The sequence below is a fragment of the Bradyrhizobium sp. MI1.7 genome (assembly GCF_055811795.1).
Genome location: NZ_JBVVPO010000028.1, coordinates 89,701 through 111,009, shown reverse-complemented (window position 1 = coordinate 111,009; position 21,309 = coordinate 89,701). Strand labels below are relative to the sequence as shown.

The following is a 21,309-nucleotide window of genomic DNA, read 5'->3' as shown; positions in this document are numbered from 1 at the left end:
ACGGATATTCCCTGCGGGAACAGCCGGGCTGTCGTCCTTCGAGGGCCGCCGAAGAGGCGGCCACCTCAGGATGACGGAAAGACCGCGTCGCGCGCCGGGATGACGGGGAGGCAATTTGGCTGGAAAGAAATGTAATCCTTTCAACGGCATGCCTACTGTGCATGGGGTTGTTTTCGCGAAAATGAGTTTGGGGGTCGTGATCCCAGGAATCCATTTGACTCCTCCCCGATTCTGATTCGACTCCGCGCCGTCCCCAATTTTAAGGAACCGGTCGTCGAAACGCCGCTTGTGCGGCTGGGCAAAACTCCATCTAGTGCACAACCAATAAGAGTCCCGCGACATGTGGCGTGAACGGAACAGGCTTCAGCGGGAGTCAGCGATTCGGCCGCGATTCGTTCTAGAGTCGTTCCGAAGCTTAAAGCCAACGGGAAAAGCGTCGCAAAGTGAGACAGTTGCGCGAGGTTTGGGGAGTGCGCTCCCACACGCTCGGTGTCATCGCCCGGCTTGACCGGGCGATCCAGTACGCCGAGGCCGTTGTGGTTGAGCGGACAAGCCGCGGCGTACTGGATGCCCCGGTCCCGGCTCCGCCAAGGCTACGCCGGGGCTCAGGGGGGTGCTCGGCCCGCCGAAGCCTTGGCGAAGGCGGCAGGCCGGGGCATGACAGCGGAATGCTTGGCTGCAGCGTAGCGTTCGGAGACATGGCCGACACCTCCCAGCCCTCAACACACCCCAAAACAGCACTGACATTCGCCCAAATCGCCACTACCTAATCCCCAGACATGGCCTTCTCCTCCTCCCCCTTCGCCTCCGAGCGCGCACCTGGCGCGGGCGTCACTGCGGTGCTCGGGCCGACCAACACCGGCAAGACCCATCTCGCCATCGAGCGGATGCTCGCGCATCCCTCTGGCGTGATCGGGCTGCCGCTGCGGCTGCTCGCGCGCGAGGTCTATAACAAGATCGCCGCACGGGTCGGCAGCGAGGCCGTCGCGCTGATCACGGGCGAAGAGAAGATCAAGCCGAAGAACCCGCGCTATTGGGTGTCGACCGTCGAGGCGATGCCGCGCGACCTCGACGTCTCCTTCCTCGCCGTCGACGAGGTCCAGATCGCCTCCGATCTCGAACGCGGCCACGTCTTCACCGACCGCATCCTCAACCGCCGCGGCCGCGACGAGACGCTGCTGCTGGGCGCCGCCACGATGCGCCCGATCATCGAGCGGCTGCTGCCGGGCGTGTCCATGATCACGCGGCCGCGCCTGTCGCAGCTCGAATTCGCCGGCGACCGCAAGATCACGCGCCAGCCGCGCCGCACCGCCATCGTCGCCTTCTCGGCCGACGAGGTCTACGCCATCGCCGAGCTGATCCGCCGCCAGCATGGCGGCGCGGCCGTGGTGCTGGGATCGCTCTCGCCCCGCACGCGCAATGCGCAGGTGGAGATGTTCCAGAACGGCGACGTCGACTATCTCGTCGCCACCGACGCCGTCGGCATGGGCCTCAATCTCGACGTCGACCACGTCGCCTTCGCCTCCGACCGCAAGTTCGACGGCTACCAGTTCCGCCGCCTGACGCCGGCCGAATTCGCGCAGATCGCCGGGCGTGCGGGCCGCGCCACCCGCAACGGTACTTTCGGGACGACGGGCCGCTGCGGGCCGTTCGAGCCCGAGCTCGTCAACGCGCTGCAGAACCACACCTTCGACAATGTGAAGATGCTGCAATGGCGCAATGCGAAGCTGGATTTCGCCTCGCTCGGCGCGCTCCAGGTGTCCCTGAACCAGTCGCCCGGCCATGAGGCGCTGACGCGCGCGCCGATCGCCGAGGACATGCGCGTGCTCGACCATGCCGCCCGCGACGTCGAGGTGCGCGATATCGCGCATGGCAAGGCGGCCGTGGAACGGCTGTGGGAGGCCTGCCAGGTCCCCGATTACCGAAAACTGTCGCCGGCCGCCCATGCCGAGCTCGTCACCACGCTGTACGGCTTCCTGATGCGGAAGGGCTGCATCCCCGATTCCTGGTTCGGCGCCCAGGTGGACCAGGCCGACCGCATCGACGGCGACATCGACACGCTGTCGGCCCGGATCGCTCAGATTCGCACCTGGACCTTCGTCGCCAACCGCCCGGACTGGCTGAGGGACCCCGAACGCTGGCAGGGGATCGCCCGCGAGGTCGAAAATAAATTATCGGATGCGCTCCATGAACGCTTGACTGAGCGTTTCGTTGATCGCCGGACCAGTGTATTGATGCGCCGCCTGCGGGAGAACACGAGCTTGAATACTGAAATCGGCAAGACCGGCGAAGTCATCGTCGAAGGCCATGTCATCGGCCGCCTCGATGGCTTCACCTTTGCACCGGATGCGGCGGAAGCAGGCTCCGATGCGAAAGCCTTGCAGGCTGCAGCGCAAGCGGTGCTCGCCGGCGAGATCAACGCGCGCGCCGAAAAACTGGGCAATGCGCCGGACGACCAGTTCGTGCTGACCTCGGAAGGCACCATCCGCTGGACCGGCGATGCCGTGGCGCGCCTGTCTGCCGCGGAGGAGGCGCTGCATCCGCGCATCCGCATCATCTCCGACGAGCGCCTCACCGGTGCGCCGCGTGAGAAGGTGCAGGCCCGGCTCGAGCTCTGGCTCAAGACGCATATCGAAAAGCTGCTCGGGCCGATGTTCGAGCTGTCGAAGGCCGAGGACGTCACCGGCATTGCCCGCGGCATCGCCTATCAGCTGGTCGAGGCGCTCGGCGTGCTCGAGCGTCCGAAGATCGCCAACGAGCTGAAGGATCTCGACCAGCCCTCGCGCGCCGTGTTGCGCAAATACGGCGTCCGTTTCGGCGCCTATCACATCTATTTCCCCGGCCTGCTGAAGCCCGCCGGGCGTGCGCTGGCCGCACTGTTGTGGGCGCTGAAGCAGGACAATGTCGATCTGTCCTCGCTGTCGGGCGCGCAGCATCTGGCATCTTCGGGCCGCACCTCGTTCCCGGTCGACAAGCAGCTGCCGCGCGATGCCTATCGCGTGCTCGGCTACAAGCAGGCCGGCGAGCGCGCGGTGCGCGTCGACATCCTGGAGCGCCTTGCCGATCTGATCCGCCCGGCGCTGGCCTGGCGCGAGAACTCGCCCGGCGAAAAGCCCGCCGGCGCGTTCGACGGCCGCAGCTTTGTGGTGACGCAGGCGATGACCTCGCTCACCGGCTCGGCCGGCGAGGATTTCGCCTCGGTGCTGCGCGCGCTCGGCTATCGCATGGAGAAGCGTGCGCCGCTGCCGCCGAAGCCGGTGGCTGCTGCCGCGGAGACGCCGGCTGCCGAAGCAAGCGCAGAGGCTCCGACTGAACCGGCTGCGACCGATGAGGCCGCCGCAACCGCGGACACCGCGGTCGAAGCCGCCGCCGAGCCAGTCACCGTCGAAGACGCGCCCGGCATGGAGCAGCACGACGAGCCCGCGCATGACGAGCCGGCGCTCGAAGCATCGCCGGAAGCCCCCGTCACGCCCGAGGATGCCCCCGGCATCGCGCCGCCGGCGGAAGAGGCTGCTGCGCCTACCGAGGCGGTGGAAGCCGCTCCCGCCGAGGCCGCTGCAACGGAAGCCGCTGCATCCGCCGATGCCGCCGCGCCGGTCGAGGCTGCCGCTGTGCCTGGCGAGCCCGAGCTCGTCGAGGTCTGGCGTCCCGGCGGCCGTCACGACGATCGCAAGCCGCGCCACGAGCGGCATCGCCATCAGCGTCACCACAATCAGCGCCCGCAGCAGGCCGGTGCCGAAGCTGGCGCCGCCCCCGCCGAAGGCGAGGCCGCGCCGTCAGCCGACGGCGAGAAGCGCAATGAGCGCCATCGTCACGGCGGCGGTCATCGCAGGGATGGGGCAAAGGATTTCCGCAAGCCGCGCGAAGGTGGTGCCGAAGGCGCGCCGCGCCAGGAAGGGCGCGACGACAAGAACCGCCGCTTCGAAGGCAAGGATCGCGACAACAAGGATCGCGATCGCAACAAGGGCAAGTTCGGCGGCGATCGCGACAAGGGCCGCGACAATCGCGGTCGTGACCGCGACAAGGGCCGCGACCGTCAGGGCGGGCCGTCGCTGCGCCCCTACGCCTCGAGCGCGAACCCGCGCGAGCGCGATCGTCCGGCCGATCCGAACTCGCCCTTCGCAAAGCTTGCTGCGCTGAAAGAGCAGCTGTCCGGTCGCAAGGAGTGATCCCACGACCGAGCGGCAGCGTCTCGACAAATGGCTGTGGCACGCGCGGGTGGTGAAGGCGCGCACCTCCGCGGCCGAGCTCGTTGAGTCCGGCCACGTTCGCATCAACGGCACACGCGAGAAGTCGCCGGGCCATGCGATCAAGATCGGCGACGTGATCACCATCGCGCTCGATCGCACTGTGCGCGTGCTGAAAGTAACCGCTTTCAACGAGCGCCGCGGCGATGCCGCCTCGGCCCGCGTGCTCTACGAGGAGCTGAGCGAAGGCAATCAAAGTTCTCGGCGCAATTAATTGCGCTCTGAATTCATTTCTTGGTCGATCAAACGCGTAAAGCCGTCATGATCGGCCGTTCCCGACCTTGCGGCGCCGGGCCATCCGCGCTACGCAAGCCGCGACTTTTAAAAGAGCTTTTCGGAGCGTTGGATGACTTACGTCGTCACTGAAGCCTGCATCAAGTGCAAGTATACCGACTGCGTCGAGGTCTGCCCGGTCGACTGTTTCTACGAGGGCGAGAACATGCTCGTCATCCATCCTGACGAGTGCATCGACTGCGGCGTGTGCGAGCCGGAATGCCCCGCTGACGCGATCAAGCCGGACACGGAACCGGGCCTCGAAAAGTGGCTCCAGGTCAACGCCGACTACGCCAAAAGCTGGCCGAACATCACCCAGAAGAAAGAATCACCCCCCGACGCGAAGGAATTCGACGGCCAGGAAGGAAAGTTCGAGAAATATTTTTCTCCGAACCCGGGCTCGGGAGACTAATTCTCGCCCAAACTTAACCCTAATACCTTCGTCAGCGCCGAAAACCAGCCCTCAAGACCCCTAAATCATTGATTTTTGCGGGAAATGTGCTATATTGAGCACATTAAGCTGAACCCCCGTCAGCCCAGTTGGCCCCGTTGGGTTCCCGTGAAACCAAATGTCGAACAGGGGCGTGGCAGTTTCCGCGCGCAGGCTGTGTCACAGAAAACGCGTAAAAAGAGTACTTCAGCGAGGGCTTCCCATAAGGAGGCCAAAAAAGTCGCCGCGGCCAGCCGTAGCGCATCCAAGGGTCGGACCGCGACTAAGGCACCGGCTGCAAAGTCCTCGAAGAACAAAAGAAGCGCAATGCCTCACAAGACTGCCAAACCGGCCGCGAAAGCGACCGTTGCCAAGCCTGCTGCTGCCAAGGCTTCCGCTGCCAAGCCCGTTGCTCCGAAGGCTCCTGTTGCTGCCGCCCCTGCCAAAGCCCCCGTTGCTGCTGCGAAGCCGGCCGTGAAGGCTGCTGCACCCGCGCCGAAGGTCGAGGAAAAGAAGGTCGTGACCCAGCGCCAGGGCTTCAAGGCCAACGAATTCGTCGTCTATCCCGCTCACGGCGTTGGCCAGATCCTGGCCATCGAGGAGCAGGAGATCGCCGGTGCGAAGCTCGAGCTGTTCGTCATCAATTTCATCAAGGACAAGATGACGCTGCGCGTGCCGACCGCCAAGGTCGCGAACGTCGGCATGCGCAAGCTGTCCGACCCCGCGCTGGTGAAGAAGGCGCTGGAGACGCTGAAGGGCCGCGCCCGCGTCAAGCGCACCATGTGGTCGCGCCGCGCCCAGGAATACGAAGCAAAGATCAATTCGGGCGACATCGTCGCGATCGCGGAAGTCGTGCGCGACCTCTACCGTTCCGAGTCGCAGCCCGAGCAGTCGTACTCTGAACGCCAGCTCTATGAAGCGGCGCTCGATCGTCTCTCCCGCGAGATCGCGGTTGTGCAGCACTCGACCGAGACCGAAGCGGTCAAGGAGATCGAGGCCCAGCTCGCCAAGAGCCCGCGCCGCACCAACGCCAAGGCGGAAGCCGCCGACGGCGAGGGCGAGGCGGATGCCGACGGCGATACCGATGGCGACGACACCGCCGTCGCCGACGAGGCCGCGTAAGCGTCTCGCAGCGTCGATTGCAAGCAATCAAAAGCCCGGCCGGTTGGCCGGGCTTTTTTGTTTTGAGCGGATCAGGCTTTGTGACGGTGCAATCCATGCGTTCGCACGGCCACGGGTGTTCAGGCCCCGTGTTGAGGGCATCGCGTCGAGGGAGAGTGTGACGAACTTGACCCGAGTCACTTCCTGATCAGCGGAATCTGCAAATTGGTCGGCCGGTTCTGCTCGGTGTCAAAGCCACGGCCGTCGATGTTGCGGGCGCCCCAGAACAGGAGGTCGCCCCTGAGATAGACGAGATCATATTCCATGAAGTTCGTGGCCTCGGCGAGACCGAAGGGAGCGAAGGTCTTGCCGAAGATGCTCTGGGGCGCGCCAACGTCCCACGGTGCATATCCGACCGCGGCGACCTTGTTGAGCACATCGGCAAATCCCTGTGCCAGCGGCGTAACCTCGTAGGTCTCGTCGGCAACGAAGTCGACCTTCTGCGCGCCCGGAGCGATGGGATGCGCACCCCTCCACAGCATATGGCCGCCAATCCTGATCCGCGCGAGCGGCACGGCGCTGTAGGGATCGGCCGAGTTGACGATCTCGAGCTCGAAACGGTCGGAGGGGAGATATTTGAAGGCCCGCTTGAGATAGAACGGCTTGAGCGTGCCATCGGCGTTCTTCGCCGCGCTCGGGCGCACCTCCGGTGCGATGCTTTCCCAGTCGCCGAGCAACGCCTGCTTCAATCCTGTCACATCCAGTTCCATGTTGTTTGCCTTTGCCTGCGTGTTGGAGGATTGCGCAGCCACTTCGCCAGATCCCGCCAGCGTGAGGATCAGCAGAGACGTTTGAATGCTCTTGAGCATGTGAAGCTCGCTCCCGTGCGCCTCTGCCTGCCAGGCAGACTTCGTTCACGCCGGCTATACGGGCAGCTGGCCGCTTGGAAAAAGACTTTGTAAGCTGGCCCCATGCCTGCGAGATATGGGAGATCGCGATGGAGCTTCGGCATCTCCGCTATTTCGTCGCCGTTGCCGATGCGGGCAGTTTGACTGTTGCGGCCGAGCAGAAGCTGCACACGTCGCAACCGTCGCTCAGCCGGCAAATCCGGGATCTCGAACGGGAGGTCGGCGTTCCCTTGATGAACCGCAGCGCCCAAGGCATCGCGCTGACGGCGGCCGGCAAGGCCTTTCTCGAGCACGCCAGAATGGCGCTGCTTCAGGCGGAGGCTGCCAAGGAAGCGGCGCTCCGTGCCGCGCAGCCCCCGCAGCCCGCTTTCTCGTTGGGCTTTCTGTCGGGCGCCGAAATCGACCTGCTGCCCGAGGTGGATCGCATTCTGCGCGACGCATTTCCCGGCATCGATATCCGCCTGTCGAGCGATTATTCGCCCTCGCTTGCCAAGGCCCTGATGCGGCGAAAGCTCGATGCTGCCTTCATCCGGTCGGAAGAGCACATGGAAGATCTGGTCTGCCGGCGCGTGCGCACCGATCCGCTGGTCTTCGTCTTTCCGAGCGACCATCGGCTGGCATCGCAAGCCGCGGTGGCGCCCGAGGAGATCAGGGACGAGACCTTCTACCTACCGTCCAAATCCGCTCCCGCGGTTCGCCGTATCGTTCTGGATTATTTCAGCCGGACCGGAATCGACCTCAAGCCCGATCGCGAAGTGCACAACGTCGTCCACGCGATCTCGATGATTGCGTCGACGCGCGGCGTCATGATGCTGCCGGCCTACACGAAGCGATATTTGCCGGAGACCATCACCACCCGGCCGGTGCGGGGAGAAGCACCCAAGCTTGATCTCGTTGTCGCCTATCACAAGGCGAATCAATCCCCGATCCTGAAGTTGCTTCTCTCCGAGGTCGGCAAGCTCGCGACGGCGTCGTCCTAGGCTCACTTCACCGGCCGCTTCTCGAGCTTTCTTGCCAGCGTGCGCCGGTGCATGCCCAATCGTCTCGCCGCTTCCGAGATGTTGAAATCGGTCTCGATCAGCGTCTGGTGGATGCGCTCCCATTCCAGCGTCTTGATCGAGGTCGGCCGTGCATCGAGGGCGACTTCGGCGTTGCCTTCGGCCTTGTTGAAGGCGGCTTCGATATCGTCGGTGTTCGACGGCTTTGCCAGGTAGTGGCAGGCGCCGAGCTTGATCGCCTCGACGGCGGTGGAGATGCTGGCAAAGCCGGTCAGCACCACGATCAGCATCTCCGGATCGTGCGTGTGCAGCAGCTCGACGCAGGCGAGGCCCGAGGCGCCGCCGAGCTTGAGATCGACCACCGCGTGTCCAAAGGATCGCTCCTCCAGCACCTTCCGCACCTCTTCGATCGAAGCTGCGAGGACGACGTCGTAGCCGCGGCGCTCGAACGAGCGTTTCAGCGTGCGCGCGAAGCCGGCATCGTCCTCGACGACGATGAGCGAACGGTCAGGCGTCAAAAGTTCCTCCGATCGCGAGCGTTGCGAGCGGCAGCGTCAGGCGGACGGTGGCGCCACGCTTCCTGTGGTTCTCGGCGGTCACGCTGCCGCCGAGCTTGCGCACGACGTTCACCACCAGGAACAGGCCGAGCCCGCCGCCGGCGCGGCCCTTGCTCGAGTGATAGGGTTTTCCCAGCTGCGCCAGCATCTCCGGCGCAAAGCCCGGGCCGCGATCGCTGATCGACAGCACGAGATTGTCGCCCTCGCGCTCGGCCAGCAGCTCCACCCATTCGCGCGAGACCTCATAGGCATTGTCGAGCACGTTGAAGATCACTTGCTTCAGCGCGATGTCGGAGACGATCGCGACGTCCTCGCCGAACGTGTTGACGAAATAGAGCGTGCGGGCCGAGCGTGCGTCGCGCCACTCGTTCACCAGCGCGGTGACGAAGGCCGTCACCGTCGTCGGCGAGGAGCCTTCGCCGCGCGCTTCGCCCGCCGACACCAGGATGCCCGTCACGATGGTCTTGCAGCGTTGCAGAGAGGTTTCCATCTCCGCGAGATCCTCGGCAAGTTCCTGATCGGCGGCGAGATCGGGCATGCGGCGCCAGTCGCTGAGGATGACCGACAGCGAGGCGAGCGGCGTGCCGAGCTCATGCGCAGCGCCGGAGGCGAGCAGGCCCATGCGGACGATGTGGTCCTGCTCGGCCGCATGCTGGCGCAATGCCGCCAGATGCGCATCGCGCTCGCGCAAATTCCTGTTGATCCGGGTGACGAACACGACCAGCAGCACGGCGTTGAGGACGAAGCCCAGCAGCATGCCTGTCACGGTGAGACTGTAGGCCTCGCTGATCGGGTTCGGCGGCAGGTCGAGCGGCCGGTAGGCCATGGTCAGCCAGATGAAACTCGCGCAGGTCAGTGCGACCAGCGACCAGGTCGAGCGGGCATTAAGCAGCACCGCGCCCAGCGTCACCTGGAGCAGGAACAGCGAGGTGAAGGGATTGGTGGCGCCGCCGCTGAGGTAGAGCTGAGCGGTCAGCGCGGCGACATCGAGCATCAAGGCGACCAGCAGCTCGTTGTTGGTGATCGCGGCGCGATGGCGCACCCAGACGAGGCTGGAGACGTTGAGCAGCAGCAGCGCGCCGATCACCGCGCCCATCCGTTCCAATGGCAGGGGAATACCCAGGCCGAAATGCGCGCCGCCGATGGTCACGATCTGCCCGACCACCGCGGTCCAGCGCAGCTGGATCAGCAGCGCCATGTTCTTGCGGTTGGTCTCGTCGTCGGTCGGCGCAACGCCGATCAGCTCGCTGCGCGCGTCCGCCTGCGATTGCAGCGTGACGGCGTCATGCGTCATTCCGTCGTCAGGTAGATTCGACGATCGTTCCAGCATCTGATCCCGTCCTGCGGGCGGTTGCATCGGAGCAGCCGGCCGGTTCGTGGACGAAGCGCTTGCGGCGGAACAGCCCGCCGCCGAATGTGACGAAAAGTTTACCCGCCAGCATGAAAGCCAGGGCAAACCACGTCAGCGCGTAGATCAGGTGGTTATTGGGAAAGCTGATCACGGTCAATCCGCCGATCGGGCCGCTGGTGGTTTGTGATCCGGCGTCAGCATCGACGAAAAAGGGTGCGACATGGTCGAGGCCGCGCGCTGCCGCAATCGCGGCGACATCCCGCGAGTACCAGCGGTTGTGCTGGGGGACGTTGTTCCGCAAGAACCCGCCTTTCGGCTCGGTCATGCGGAGCAGGCCCGTGATCTCGACCTGCCCGTCCCGATTGCCGCTCTGGCGCGTCGATGCGTCGCGCCGCTCGGACGGCACGAAGCCGCGATTGACCAAGACCAGCGTGCCGTCGCCGCGCTGAAGCGGCGTCACCACCCAATAGCCGGGGCCTTCCTCGGTGACCGCCTGAACCAGCGTCTCGCGGTCATGCAGGAAGAGGCCGGTGAGGCTGACGTGCCTGTATTCGTCGTTTGCGGTGGAGACGGTCGGCCAGGCCGCGGGCGACGGGATCGGTTGGGCCGGGGCATGGACGCGCTGCTCGACGCGGTCGATCAGCGCCAGCTTCCAGGCGCGTCGCTCGATCTGCCAGACGCCGAGTGCGATCAGAAGTGCAAAGGCCGCGAGCGAGAGGACCGTGAGCCACAGGCGCGGACGCGCAGCCTTGCGACGCGCGTCCTTATCCTTGCCTGTCACGGTCCAAGCCTTGCTCACTTCCAAGCCTTGCTAACTTCGAAGTCTCGCTCACTTCATTCCCGTCATCTGGTGCATCGGCATCATGTTGCTGTTGAGATGGTTCATCACCCACAGCGAGCCGGACAGCGCGATCACCACCATGACGATGGTGAAGATCAGCGCCATCATGCTCCAGCCGTTCTCGGACTTGGTGCTCATGTGCAGGAAGTAGATCATGTGCACGACGATCTGCACGACCGCGAAGGCCATGATGACCAGCGCGGTGATCTGCTTGCTCGGCAGCGCGCCGCTCATCACCAGCCAGAACGGGATCGCGGTGAGCACGACCGAGAGCACGAAGCCGAGCATATAGGTCGAGAACGTGCCGTGGGCGTGGTCGTCGCCGTGGTGATGGCCGTCCGCGTGGGCGGCGTGGGTATCGGTGTTCATCGCAGAACTCCCAGGAGATAGACGAAGGTGAAGACGCCGATCCAGACCACGTCCAGGAAGTGCCAGAACATCGACAGGCACATCAGGCGGCGGCGGTTGGCTTCGATCAGGCCGAACTTCCAGACCTGCACCATCAGGGTCACCAGCCAGATCAGGCCGCAGGAGACGTGCAGGCCGTGGGTGCCGACCAGCGTGAAGAAGGAGGACAGGAAGGCGCTGCGCTGCGGGGTCGCCCCTTCATGGATCATGTGGGCGAACTCGGAGAGCTCGATGCCGATGAAGGCGAGGCCGAACAGGCCGGTGATCGCCAGCCACATCTGGGTCTGGGCGATCTTGTTCTGCTGCATCGTCAGCATGGCAAAGCCATATGTGATCGACGACAGCAGCAGCATCGAGGTGTTCACCGCGACCAGCGGCAGCTCGAACAGGTCCTTCGGGGCGGGGCCGGCGGCGTAGTTGGCGCCGAGCACGCCGAAGGTGGCGAACAGCATCGCAAAGATGAGGCAGTCGCTCATCAGGTAGATCCAGAAGCCGAGCGGGGTGCTGTAGCCTTCCGGATGCGGGTGTTCGTCGGCGAGGTAGAACATCGGCTCGCCGGTCTGGGCGGGATTGACAGCGACAGTCATTTACTTGGCTCCGGCGAGCAGTTTGGTACGCGCGTCCTCGGTCCGGATGACGTCGTCAGCCGGAATGTCGAAGTCGCGGTGATAGTTGAAGGTGTGACCGATCCCGACGGCGAGCATCGCGATGAAGCTCACGGCCGCCAGCCACCAGATGTACCAGATCAGGCCGAATCCCATCGCGGTGGCGAGGCCGGCGAGGATGACACCGGTGCCGGTGCTGGAGGGCATGTGGATCGGCTTGAACCCGGTGAGCGGACGCTGGTAGCCGCGCTTCTTCATGTCCCACCACGCGTCATTGTCGTGAACGACGGGGGTGAAGGCGAAGTTGTAGTCCGGCGGGGGCGAGGAGGTCGCCCATTCCAGCGTGCGTGCATCCCAGGGATCGCCGGTGACGTCCTTGAGCTGCTCGCGCTTGAGGAAGGAGACCGCGAACTGCATCAGCATCGAGAGGATGCCGAGGAAGACGAGGCCGGCGCCGATCGCGGCGATGACGAACCAGATCTGCAAGGACGGATCGTCGAACACGCGCAGGCGGCGGGTCACGCCCATCAGGCCGAGCACATAGAGCGGCATGAAGGCCATGTAGAAGCCGGTGACCCAGAACCAGAACGACAGCTTGCCCCAGAACGGATCGAGCTTGAAGCCGAACGCCTTCGGGAACCAGTAGTTGATGCCGGCGAACGCGCCGAACACCACGCCGCCGATGATCACGTTGTGAAAGTGCGCGATCAGGAACAGGCTGTTGTGCAGGACGAAGTCGGCCGGTGGCACTGCGAGCAGCACGCCGGTCATGCCGCCGAGCACGAAGGTCAGCATGAAGGCGATCGTCCACAGCATCGGCAGCTCGAAGCGGATGCGGCCGCGATACATCGTGAACAACCAGTTGAACATCTTCGCGCCCGTCGGGATCGAGATGATCATCGTGGTGATGCCGAAGAACGAGTTGACGCTGGCGCCCGAGCCCATCGTGAAGAAGTGGTGCAGCCAGACCAGGTACGACAGGATGGTGATGACCACCGTGGCGTAAACCATCGAGGTGTAGCCGAACAGCCGCTTGCCGGAGAAGGTCGAGGTCACTTCCGAGAAGATGCCGAAGGCGGGGAGAACCAGAATGTAGACCTCGGGATGACCCCAGATCCAGATCAGGTTCACGTACATCATCGGGCTGCCGCCGAAATCGTTCGTGAAGAAGTTGGTGCCGACGTAGCGGTCAAGCGAGAGCAGCGCGAGCACGACGGTCAGGACGGGGAAGGAGGCGACGATCAGGATGTTGGTGCAGAGCGCGGTCCAGGTGAACACCGGCATCTTCATCATGGTCATGCCGGGACAGCGCAGCTTGACGATGGTGCAGATCAGGTTGATGCCGGATAAGGTCGTGCCGACGCCCGCGACCTGCAGCGCCCAGATATAATAGTCGACGCCGACGTCAGGACTGTAGCCGATGTTCGACAGCGGCGGATAGGCCAGCCAGCCGGTGCGGGCGAATTCGCCGATGAACAGCGAAGCCATCACCAGCACTGCGCCGCCGACCGTCATCCAGAAGCTGAAATTGTTCAGGAACGGGAACGACACGTCGCGCGCGCCGATCTGCAGCGGCACCACGTAGTTCATTAGGCCGGTGACCAGCGGCATCGCCACGAAGAAGATCATGATCACGCCATGGGCAGTGAAGACCTGGTCATAGTGATGGGCGGGGAGGAAGCCTTCGGAGCCGCCGAACGCGAGTGCTTGTTGTGCGCGCATCATCAGCGCGTCTGCGAAGCCGCGCAGCAGCATCACGATGCCGAGGATCATGTACATGATGCCGATGCGCTTGTGGTCCACGGTGGTGAACCACTCGCGCCACAGATAGCCCCAGAGGCGGAAATAGGTGATGCCGGCGAACAGTGCGCCGCCGCCGAGCGCGACCATCACGAAGGTGCCGACCAGGATCGGCTCGTGCAGCGGCAGCGAATCGAGGCCGAGACGGCCGAAGATGAGCTTGAGAAGATCAGGAGACATGCGAGCTCTCTTTAGGAGTCTGACTTCAGGAGTCTGACTTGGGACGTTGTCCGAGGAAGAAGGACGAGGACTTCAGCGGCGTGAAGATCGGCCGCTTCAGGCCGGCACCGAGCAGCGGCGCGGTGTCAGCGGGTGCCGTGATGGAGGCGGTGGTCCTGCCCTGGGGCGCATCCGGCGTGCAGGTGCCGGCGACGAAGGTCGGCTCGGGTCCGAGCGCGGTGCCGCGGCGTGCGTACTTGTCGTAGGCCAGCGGCAGGGTGTTGTTCAGGCCCTCATGGCCGAGACCGCCCTTGGCGTCGATCGCCATCATCTCGCTCTGGCACATCTTGCCGGTCTCGACGCACATGTTGAGGATCAGGCGGTAGAGGTCGGAATCGACGGTGCCCCAGCGGCGCACCGGCTCGTTCTCGCTCGGCTTTTCGAGCTGGAGATATTCGGCGCGGCCGAGCGAGCCGCCGGCCGATTTGGCCTGCGCGATCCAGGCGTCAAAGCCCTTGTCGTCGAGGCCCTGGAAGTTGAAGTGCATGCCAGAGAAGCCGGCGCCGCTGTAGTTCGCCGAAAAACCCTTGTATGTACCGGCGTGGTTGATCACGGCGTGGAGCGACGTCTCCATGCCCGGCATCGCGTAGATCTGACCGGCGAGTGCGGGGATGTAGAACGAGTTCATCACCGAGGAGGCGGTGATGTGGAAGTTGATCGGGCGGTCGACCGGCGCGGCGAGCTCGTTGACGGTGGCGATGCCGTAATCGGGGTAGATAAAGAGCCACTTCCAGTCGAGCGCGACGACATCGACGACGAGCGGAGCCTTGGACTGGTCCACGGCGCGTTCCGCATGGATGCGGCCGATGTTGCGATAGGGGTCGAGCAGATGCGTGCCCATCCAGGTCAGCGCGCCCAGGCAGATGATGATCAGCAGCGGCGCCGACCAGATCACCAGCTCGAGCTTGGTCGAGTGGTCCCAATCCGGCTCGTAGCGGGCCGAGGTGTTGGACTGGCGGTAGCGCCAGGCGAACAGCACCGTCAGCGCCATCACGGGGACGACGATCAGGAGCATCAGGACGGTGGAGATGATGACGAGGTCGCGCTGTTGGGCGGCGATGTCGCCGGCCGGCGACAGCACGACGTAGTTGCAGCCGCTGAGCGCAGCTGCCAGGGGTAGCAGCGCCAGGATCTTGAGACGGGACACGGGCCGAGCCTTATGAGAATGAGTTTCCTTTGCGGGCCCAAGGGGTAGCTGCGGCGCAGCAATCCGGACATTGGACAATTTGTCCAATGTTGCAGTGCGGAATGTTGGGTCAGACAAGGGCAGATTGCCTGGCGCCCCGCCGGGCGGTCGGCTTTGGTTTTCAGGACGTTAAGGGCGCACGAATGGCGACGGCACAGACCCCCGCAATGGCAGACCTCCACTCGGGCGAGCACGGCCACGACCAGGCCAGTCCCGGCGAGATCGCCATCGGCGTCATCATCGGCCGCACCTCGGAATTCTTCGACTTCTTCGTCTACGCGATCGCCTCGGTGATCGTGTTTCCGCGCCTGGTGTTCCCGTTCACCAGCGAGCTGACCGGCACCCTCTATTCCTTCATGATCTTCGCGCTGGCCTTCGTGGCCCGGCCGATCGGAACCGTCATTTTCATGACGGTCGATCGCGAGTACGGCAAAACCGCCAAGCTGGTCTCGGCGCTGTTTCTGCTCGGCACCGCCACAGTCGCGCTCGCGTTCCTGCCCGGCTATCACGACATCGGCAGCGCCGCGATCTGGCTGCTGGCGCTGGCGCGTATCGCGCAGGGTCTGGCCTGGGGCGGCGCCTGGGACGGCATGGCTTCGCTGCTGGCGCTGAACGCGCCGCCCTCCAAGCGCGGCTGGTACGCGATGGTGCCGCAGCTCGGCGCCCCGCTCGGCCTGATCGTGGCGAGCGCGCTGTTCGCCTATTTCGCCGGTAACCTCTCGGCCGACGACTTCTTCGACTGGGGCTGGCGCTATCCGTTCTTCGTCGCCTTCGCCATCAACGTCGTGGCGCTGTTCGCGCGCCTGCGCATGGTGACGACGGAAGAATATGCTTCGTTGTTCGAGACCCGCGAATTGCAGCCCGCGCGTATCTCCGAGACCGTCGCGCGCGAAGGCCAGAACATCATGCTCGGTGCATTCGCGCCGCTCGCAAGCTTCGCGCTGTTCCACATGGTCACGGTGTTTCCGCTGTCCTGGGTGTTCCTGTTCACCCGCGAAAGCCCGGTGCGCTTCCTGATCATCGAGATCGTCGCCGCCGTGTTCGGCGTCGCGGCCATCGTGGCCTCCGGCATCATCGCCGACCGCGTCGGCCGCAAATCGCTGCTGATGGGATCGGCAATCGCGATCGCCATCTACAGCGGTTTTGCTCCGCAGCTGCTCGATGCCGGCGCGTTCGGTGAGACCATCTACATGGTGATCGGTTTCATCCTGCTGGGTCTCTCCTTCGGCCAGTCCTCGGGCGCGATCGCCTCGAACTTCCGGCAGGCGTACCGCTACACGGCTTCCGCGCTGACCTCGGATATGGCCTGGCTGTTCGGGGCGGGCTTCGCGCCGTTGGTGGCGCTTCTGCTCGCCACCAATCTCGGCGTCATCGCGTCGGGTGCGTATCTGCTGTCAGGCGCGTTCTGGACGCTGCTCGCACTCTGGCTCAGCGGCCAGCGCGAGGCGGGCGACATGGACGCGGGCGGTTAAGCCGCGTCCAGCGGACGGGAATAAAACTCGGGCTGGACGATCCTGTTTGCGGCGACGCAAGCAGGAGATCCCATGAACGTCCGGTCCAATCCCGTCCACCCGCAAAGTTTTGCAAGCCTCCTCACCGTAAGCCTGGTCCTCACCATCGTCGCGGTCGTTTTCTCGACCGGGCTTGCCCACGCCACCGGCAACGTCGCGCGCGGCCAAACGCTCTACAAGGGCTGCGCAGATTGTCACTCCATCAATGAGAACGCTGTCGGCCCGATGCACAAGGGCGTGGTCGGTCGCAAGGCGGGCAGCGTGCCCGGCTATGACTATTCGGCCGATCTGAAGAACTCAGGGATCGTCTGGACCGAGGACAATCTCGACAAATGGCTGGCCGGACCGCAGGCCATGGTGCCGGAAACCAAGATGTTCTTCGACGTCCCGGACGCGCGGGATCGTGCTGACATCATCGCGTTTCTGAAGGAAAAGGCGCGGTAGGTCGGCAGAGCAGGTCTCGTAGGGTGGGCAAAGCGAAGCGTGCCCACCATCTGTCGCTATCATTACGGATCGTGGGCACGGCGCTACGCGCCTTTGCCCACCCTACGGCACTGTCTTTGTGGCCCGAGATCCCGGGTTCGCGCTAAGCGCGCGTCAATCCGCCACGACCTTCACGCGATCCCGCACCTTCACCTGCGCGTTGCGATCGAGCCCGTTGAGCACGCGGAAGCGTTCGGCGGGATGATCGACGCCGGCCATGCGGTGGGAGAGCGATTCCACGGTGTCGCCGGGCTGCACGGTGATGACCTTGATGCGCAGGGGGCGCGCGGCCTGGATTTCGTCGAGCGTCAGGCGGCGGAATGAATTGACGGTCTCGCGCGCGTTGCGCTCGCTCTCGGTCGATTTCTGCCGTGTCGCGAAGATGAAGCGATAGACGTCGCTGCCGAAGCGCAACGCATAGACCTTGAACTGCCACTGATCGCCTTTGGCGGTGGCGGACGCAGCCGGAAAACCGTTGATGGTGATGTCTTCGGTGGAGGCCTTCTCGACGCCCTCCATCCAGCCGGAATTCAGGTAATCGCCGAGTGACTGCTCGGCCGGCACCCGCACAACGTCGAAGCGCATCGCCTGAGAGCCGCCGTCGCGCACGCCGATCACCGCCTGCGCGGTGTTGTCGAGCGTGAAATTGTCCGGCGCCTGGAAGGTGAAGCCGAGTTTCGGGTGCAGGAAACGCCGGCCGCGGACAAAACCTTCGCTGGGATCTTCGCCATAGACGAGGTTGTCGATCGCGGCGAGATAGGTCTCGCGGTCGCGCTCGGCGCCCTCGGGCGCCGCATATTGCCGTGCGATGGTCTGCGCATTCTGCACGCGCTCGGGGGTGGCCGGATGCGACGAGGTGAAATCCTGCGCGCGCGGATCGAGCGAGGTCTTGCCGACCTTGAGCTCGGCATTGCGCTCCATCGCCGACAGGAAGCGCGCGGCGCCATAGGGATCGAAATGTGCCTTGGCGGAAAGGCCGACGCCGATGCCGTCGGCCTCGAACTCCTGGTTGCGCGAAAAGCTCGCCATGGTGAGCTTGGTCTTGGCCAGTGCAAGCGCGGTGAGATCGGGATCGTTGCTCATGTCGGTGACGACGCGGGTGACGATCGCAGCCTGGCGCGCCTGGTCCTCGCGCATCGCGGCGTGCTTGGACAGCACATGCGCCATCTCGTGGCTGAGCACGGAGGACAATTCCGAAGTGTCGCTGGCGAGCGCGAGCAGGCCGCGGGTGACATAGAGCTGGCCGTTCGGCAGCGCGAACGCGTTCACCGCGCCGGAATTGAGGATGGTGACCTTATAGCCCTGGTCGGGGCGGTCGGACGCCGCGACGAGCCGGTCGACGGTCTTGCTGACCAGCGATTCGAGCCTGGGGTCGTCATAGGTGCCGCCATAGCTCGCCAGGATGCGCTCGTGCTCCTTTTCGGTGGCGGGGGTCTGCGCGACGGCCGGTTTCGGCTTGGGCATCGCCACGGTCGGCGGGGCCGCCGCGGTCTGGAACCGGTTCATGTCGCCGCAACCGGCAAGGGCTGCGCCCAGCACGAGGCACAGCGCCGCCGGCGCAGCCCGCAGGCGGCGGCGTTCACTCGATACGTGCCGTTCTAGCACCCCATCCACGTCGCTTAACCCGTGCCTGGCCCTTTTAGGGCCTTACCCCTGTCGGCTCGTTTGCACCCAGCAACTCGACCTGCCCCGCAAGGCGCACATCGATGCGCGGCCCTGAATTCCCCTCGACCCAGCCCCGGACGCGAATCCGTCTATTTTCCAGGGACTTAAGAGTGATCCCGGCGTTTTCGAGCGCGGGTTGCGTACGCTTTGAAATAGTGACGGCAAAGCCGCGTGTCCAGTTTCGTCCGAAGTTGAGGTAGGTCATTGCCCCAGCTTGCCGGACCGACAGGACTTTGCCCTCGACCACCATAAAGCGCCCGATCCCCGCCAAAATATCGTCCGGACTTTCCGCGTTTTTTATGGCCGACGGGTCAGCCCAGTTGCCCTTTTTTTGGCGCCGTGCCTCGGTCTCCGCCGCCATCAGGGCCGCCGCGCAGTCCTTGTCCGCGATCTCGGCGGAGACGAGGGCGTCGCCCTGGGCGAGCAGCGTCGCCTGGATGGGGGCCTCGCTTTCGCCGACGAAGATGAGTGCGCCCTGACGGCCGTAGCGGTCGGGCGTGTCGTCGGTGCCGCGCAGCGTGACGTCGCGTCCGGTGAGCAGCGACGTCAGCGCCTGCTTCGTCGTTGCGGTTGGCTCGATCCCGGCGAGGCGCACCTCGCGGCCGTCGTCGAGACGCACGCCACGCGCATCGACGATTGCGGCGACGCGGCCGTCGCCTTGGGACTCGAACTGGCACGGTGCGGCGAACGCGGTGTGACCGGCGACGAGAGGAAGTGCGAGGATGAGATGAAGCAGTCGCGTCACGGTGCCCGGAAAGGTTGCGTTGTGCTCTAGTTCTAACGCAAACGTGGCGAACCGCGAAGGCTATCGTAGGGTGGGCAAAGCGAAGCGTGCCCACGTCTTTGATTTGTCGCGCGGGCTCGTGGGCACGGCGCGAAGAGCGCGCCTTTGCCCACCCTACGGCAGTTCGCGTGACGCGTCGCCATTGCCTCACACTCGATCAGCGAATTAATGAACTTGCACAGCAATGACGGTGGAAACATTTCGCCGCAACATGCCATTCCGCTTTGCGGAAAACATGTGCGGCAATCATGCGCCCGCAACGCCCTCGCGCTTGCTGCGCACTTGCGCATGCGGCATGATTGCGGCAACAGCTTCAACCAAGAGCAATAACCAAGCCGCCATCAGAGTACGGCGCGATAAGGGAGGTCTTTTTCTATGAAGCATATTTTGTCGGGCATTTTTGCCGCAGCGTTTGCGCTGAGTGCGAGCGCCGCCGCGCAGGCCCAGGACAAGCCGCCGCTGAAGATCGGCGGCATCCTCGACATGTCGAGCCTCTATGCCGACATCACCGGCCCCGGCAGCGAGACCGCGGCCAAGATGGCCGTCGAAGATTTTGGCGGCGAGGTGCTGGGACGCAAGATCCAGGTGCTGGCGGCCGACCATCTCAACAAGGCTGACCTGTCCGCCAACATCGCCCGCGACATGCTCGACAACCAGGGCGTCGAGATGATCTACGACGTCGCGGCCTCGGCCACTGCACTCGCCGCCGGCGAGATCGCGAAAGCGCGCAACAAGATCATCATGTTCAACGGCCCGGGCTCGATCCGTCTCACCAACGAGGCCTGCGGTCCCTACACCATCCACTACGTGTTCGACACTTACGGCCAGGCCAACGTGACCGGTCTTGCCGCCGTGAAGTCCGGCCTCGACAGCTGGTTCTTCCTCACCGCCGACTACGCCTTCGGCCAGGACCTGGAGAAGGACACCAGCGCCGTCGTCACCAAGACCGGCGGCAAGGTGCTCGGAGCCGTGCGCCATCCGCTCAACACCTCGGATTTTTCGTCGTTCCTGCTCCAGGCGCAAGCGTCCAAGGCCAAGGTGATTGGCCTTGCCAACGCCGGCGGCGATACCGTCAACGCCATCAAGCAGGCGGCCGAGTTCGGCATCACCAAGGGCGGCCAGAAGGTCTCGCCGCTGCTCGCCTTCGTCTCCGACATCGATTCGATCGGGCTGGAGACCGCGCAGGGCCTGCTGCTCGCCGAAGCCTTCTACTGGGACCTCAACGACGACACGCGCGCGTTCTCGAAGCGATTCATGGAGCGCACCAAGCGCGTACCGACCTCGGCGCAGGCCGGCGTCTATTCGTCGGTCACGCATTACCTGAAGGCTGTGAAGGCGGCGGGCACGACCGACTCGGCCGCGGTCATCAAGGTGATGAAAGAGACACCGATCAACGACTTCTTCGCCAAGAACGGCAAGATCCGCGAGGACGGCCGCATGATCCACGACATGTACCTGTTCGAGGTCAAGAAGCCGTCGGAGTCCAAGGGCCGCTGGGACGACTACAAGCTGCTCGCCACCGTGTCCGGCAACGAGGCGTTCCAGTCGCTGGAGCAGTCGCGCTGCCCCCTGGTGAAGAAATAGAGATCGTCATTGCGAGCGAAGCGAAGCAATCCAGAGATGTTTCCGCAGAGACGGTCTGGATTGCTTCGTCGCTTCGCTCCTCGCAATGACGGGTGTGGCTGAGGCCCGAGCAAAACAACAACAAGGGAGACGTCCCATGAACGACATGGTCCTGCAAAAGCTCGAAGGCGGGCTGCTCACCATCACGATGAATCGCCCGGAGCGGAAGAACGCGCTCAACCCCGACATGGTCGCGGGGCTGGTCGAGGGCGCGGCGCGCGCGGCCCCCCCCCCCCCCCGGGGGGGGGGGGGGGGGGGAGGCGCCCGCGGCGCGGGGGGGGGGGGGGGGGGGGGGGGGGGGGGGGGGCCGCGCGCGGGG

At 64.6% G+C, this 21,309-nt stretch carries 18 protein-coding genes and 2 pseudogenes; 9 read left to right on the top strand and 11 right to left on the bottom strand.

Features of this window, described 5'->3' with window-relative positions; genetic code table 11:
- Window positions 1-214, bottom strand: a 214-nt coding sequence (locus AC0L3X_RS24500; RefSeq protein ID WP_473316903.1) for a hypothetical protein, incomplete at its 3' end; no start/stop codon positions are given.
- A gap of 565 nt (window positions 215-779) precedes the next feature.
- Here AC0L3X_RS24500 and AC0L3X_RS24495 point away from each other — a divergent pair.
- The 4 genes and pseudogenes from AC0L3X_RS24495 to AC0L3X_RS24480 all read left to right on the top strand — a co-directional run bounded on the left by AC0L3X_RS24495 (window position 780) and on the right by AC0L3X_RS24480 (window position 6,072).
- Window positions 780-4,169: a helicase-related protein gene (locus AC0L3X_RS24495; protein ID WP_354131639.1), complete on the top strand. Its 3,390-nt coding sequence runs from the start codon at window positions 780-782 to the stop codon at window positions 4,167-4,169.
- A gap of 10 nt (window positions 4,170-4,179) precedes the next feature.
- A pseudogene (locus tag AC0L3X_RS24490) lies at window positions 4,180-4,461 on the top strand (RNA-binding S4 domain-containing protein); the annotation flags it as partial.
- Window positions 4,462-4,593: 132 nt separating this feature from the next.
- Window positions 4,594-4,932 carry a ferredoxin FdxA gene (fdxA, locus tag AC0L3X_RS24485; RefSeq protein WP_063980643.1) on the top strand — a complete coding sequence of 113 codons (339 nt, stop codon included), beginning with the start codon at window positions 4,594-4,596 and terminating at the stop codon, window positions 4,930-4,932.
- 345 nt (window positions 4,933-5,277) lie between these two features.
- Complete coding sequence (locus AC0L3X_RS24480) at window positions 5,278-6,072, top strand: CarD family transcriptional regulator (RefSeq protein WP_084794942.1); 795 nt, start codon at window positions 5,278-5,280, stop codon at window positions 6,070-6,072.
- A gap of 176 nt (window positions 6,073-6,248) precedes the next feature.
- Here AC0L3X_RS24480 and AC0L3X_RS24475 read toward each other — a convergent pair whose 3' ends face one another.
- The gene (locus AC0L3X_RS24475; protein ID WP_210387282.1) at window positions 6,249-6,920 is read right to left on the bottom strand and encodes a hypothetical protein; all 672 of its coding nucleotides are present in this window, start codon (window positions 6,918-6,920) and stop codon (window positions 6,249-6,251) included.
- A 128-nt stretch (window positions 6,921-7,048) separates the two neighbouring features.
- On the opposite strand from AC0L3X_RS24475, the gene AC0L3X_RS24470 reads away from it, so the two are divergent.
- Window positions 7,049-7,939 (top strand): LysR substrate-binding domain-containing protein, encoded by an 891-nt coding sequence (locus AC0L3X_RS24470; protein WP_063980644.1) that lies wholly within the window; start codon window positions 7,049-7,051, stop codon window positions 7,937-7,939.
- 2 nt (window positions 7,940-7,941) lie between these two features.
- Here AC0L3X_RS24470 and AC0L3X_RS24465 read toward each other — a convergent pair whose 3' ends face one another.
- From AC0L3X_RS24465 to cyoA, 7 genes are read right to left on the bottom strand one after another with little or no spacing between them, the layout of a single operon-like run.
- Window positions 7,942-8,475, bottom strand: a complete 534-nt coding sequence (locus AC0L3X_RS24465) for a response regulator transcription factor (RefSeq protein ID WP_014490373.1) — start codon at window positions 8,473-8,475, stop codon at window positions 7,942-7,944.
- The gene (locus AC0L3X_RS24460; protein WP_354131637.1) at window positions 8,465-9,844 is read right to left on the bottom strand and encodes an ATP-binding protein; all 1,380 of its coding nucleotides are present in this window, start codon (window positions 9,842-9,844) and stop codon (window positions 8,465-8,467) included. The genes AC0L3X_RS24465 and AC0L3X_RS24460 overlap by 11 nt, the downstream gene beginning before the upstream one ends.
- Window positions 9,816-10,664 carry an SURF1 family protein gene (locus AC0L3X_RS24455; RefSeq protein ID WP_063986027.1) on the bottom strand — a complete coding sequence of 283 codons (849 nt, stop codon included), beginning with the start codon at window positions 10,662-10,664 and terminating at the stop codon, window positions 9,816-9,818. The genes AC0L3X_RS24460 and AC0L3X_RS24455 overlap by 29 nt, the downstream gene beginning before the upstream one ends.
- Before the next feature lie 30 nt (window positions 10,665-10,694).
- Window positions 10,695-11,075 carry a cytochrome o ubiquinol oxidase subunit IV gene (cyoD, locus tag AC0L3X_RS24450; protein WP_063980646.1) on the bottom strand — a complete coding sequence of 127 codons (381 nt, stop codon included), beginning with the start codon at window positions 11,073-11,075 and terminating at the stop codon, window positions 10,695-10,697.
- Entirely contained in the window at window positions 11,072-11,701 is a 630-nt protein-coding gene (gene cyoC, locus AC0L3X_RS24445; RefSeq protein ID WP_063980647.1) for a cytochrome o ubiquinol oxidase subunit III, read from the bottom strand. The genes cyoD and cyoC overlap by 4 nt, the downstream gene beginning before the upstream one ends.
- Complete coding sequence (cyoB, locus tag AC0L3X_RS24440; protein ID WP_063980648.1) at window positions 11,702-13,699, bottom strand: cytochrome o ubiquinol oxidase subunit I; 1,998 nt, start codon at window positions 13,697-13,699, stop codon at window positions 11,702-11,704.
- A 25-nt stretch (window positions 13,700-13,724) separates the two neighbouring features.
- Window positions 13,725-14,885 (bottom strand): ubiquinol oxidase subunit II, encoded by a 1,161-nt coding sequence (cyoA, locus tag AC0L3X_RS24435; RefSeq protein ID WP_063980649.1) that lies wholly within the window; start codon window positions 14,883-14,885, stop codon window positions 13,725-13,727.
- 182 nt (window positions 14,886-15,067) lie between these two features.
- Between cyoA and AC0L3X_RS24430 the strand changes: the two genes are divergently transcribed.
- Entirely contained in the window at window positions 15,068-16,396 is a 1,329-nt protein-coding gene (locus tag AC0L3X_RS24430; RefSeq protein ID WP_063980650.1) for an MFS transporter, read from the top strand.
- A gap of 72 nt (window positions 16,397-16,468) precedes the next feature.
- Window positions 16,469-16,879, top strand: a complete 411-nt coding sequence (locus tag AC0L3X_RS24425) for a c-type cytochrome (RefSeq protein ID WP_187387906.1) — start codon at window positions 16,469-16,471, stop codon at window positions 16,877-16,879.
- A gap of 153 nt (window positions 16,880-17,032) precedes the next feature.
- On the opposite strand, the gene AC0L3X_RS24420 is transcribed toward AC0L3X_RS24425, so the two are convergent.
- Window positions 17,033-18,523: a M48 family metalloprotease gene (locus AC0L3X_RS24420; protein ID WP_063980651.1), complete on the bottom strand. Its 1,491-nt coding sequence runs from the start codon at window positions 18,521-18,523 to the stop codon at window positions 17,033-17,035.
- Window positions 18,524-18,557: 34 nt separating this feature from the next.
- Window positions 18,558-19,328, bottom strand: coding sequence for a thermonuclease family protein (locus tag AC0L3X_RS24415; protein ID WP_084794943.1), 771 nt, complete (start codon window positions 19,326-19,328; stop codon window positions 18,558-18,560).
- 414 nt (window positions 19,329-19,742) lie between these two features.
- Between AC0L3X_RS24415 and AC0L3X_RS24410 the strand changes: the two genes are divergently transcribed.
- The gene (locus AC0L3X_RS24410; RefSeq protein WP_063980652.1) at window positions 19,743-20,951 is read left to right on the top strand and encodes an ABC transporter substrate-binding protein; all 1,209 of its coding nucleotides are present in this window, start codon (window positions 19,743-19,745) and stop codon (window positions 20,949-20,951) included.
- Between the two features lie 136 nt (window positions 20,952-21,087).
- A pseudogene (locus AC0L3X_RS24405) lies at window positions 21,088-21,309 on the top strand (hypothetical protein); the annotation flags it as partial.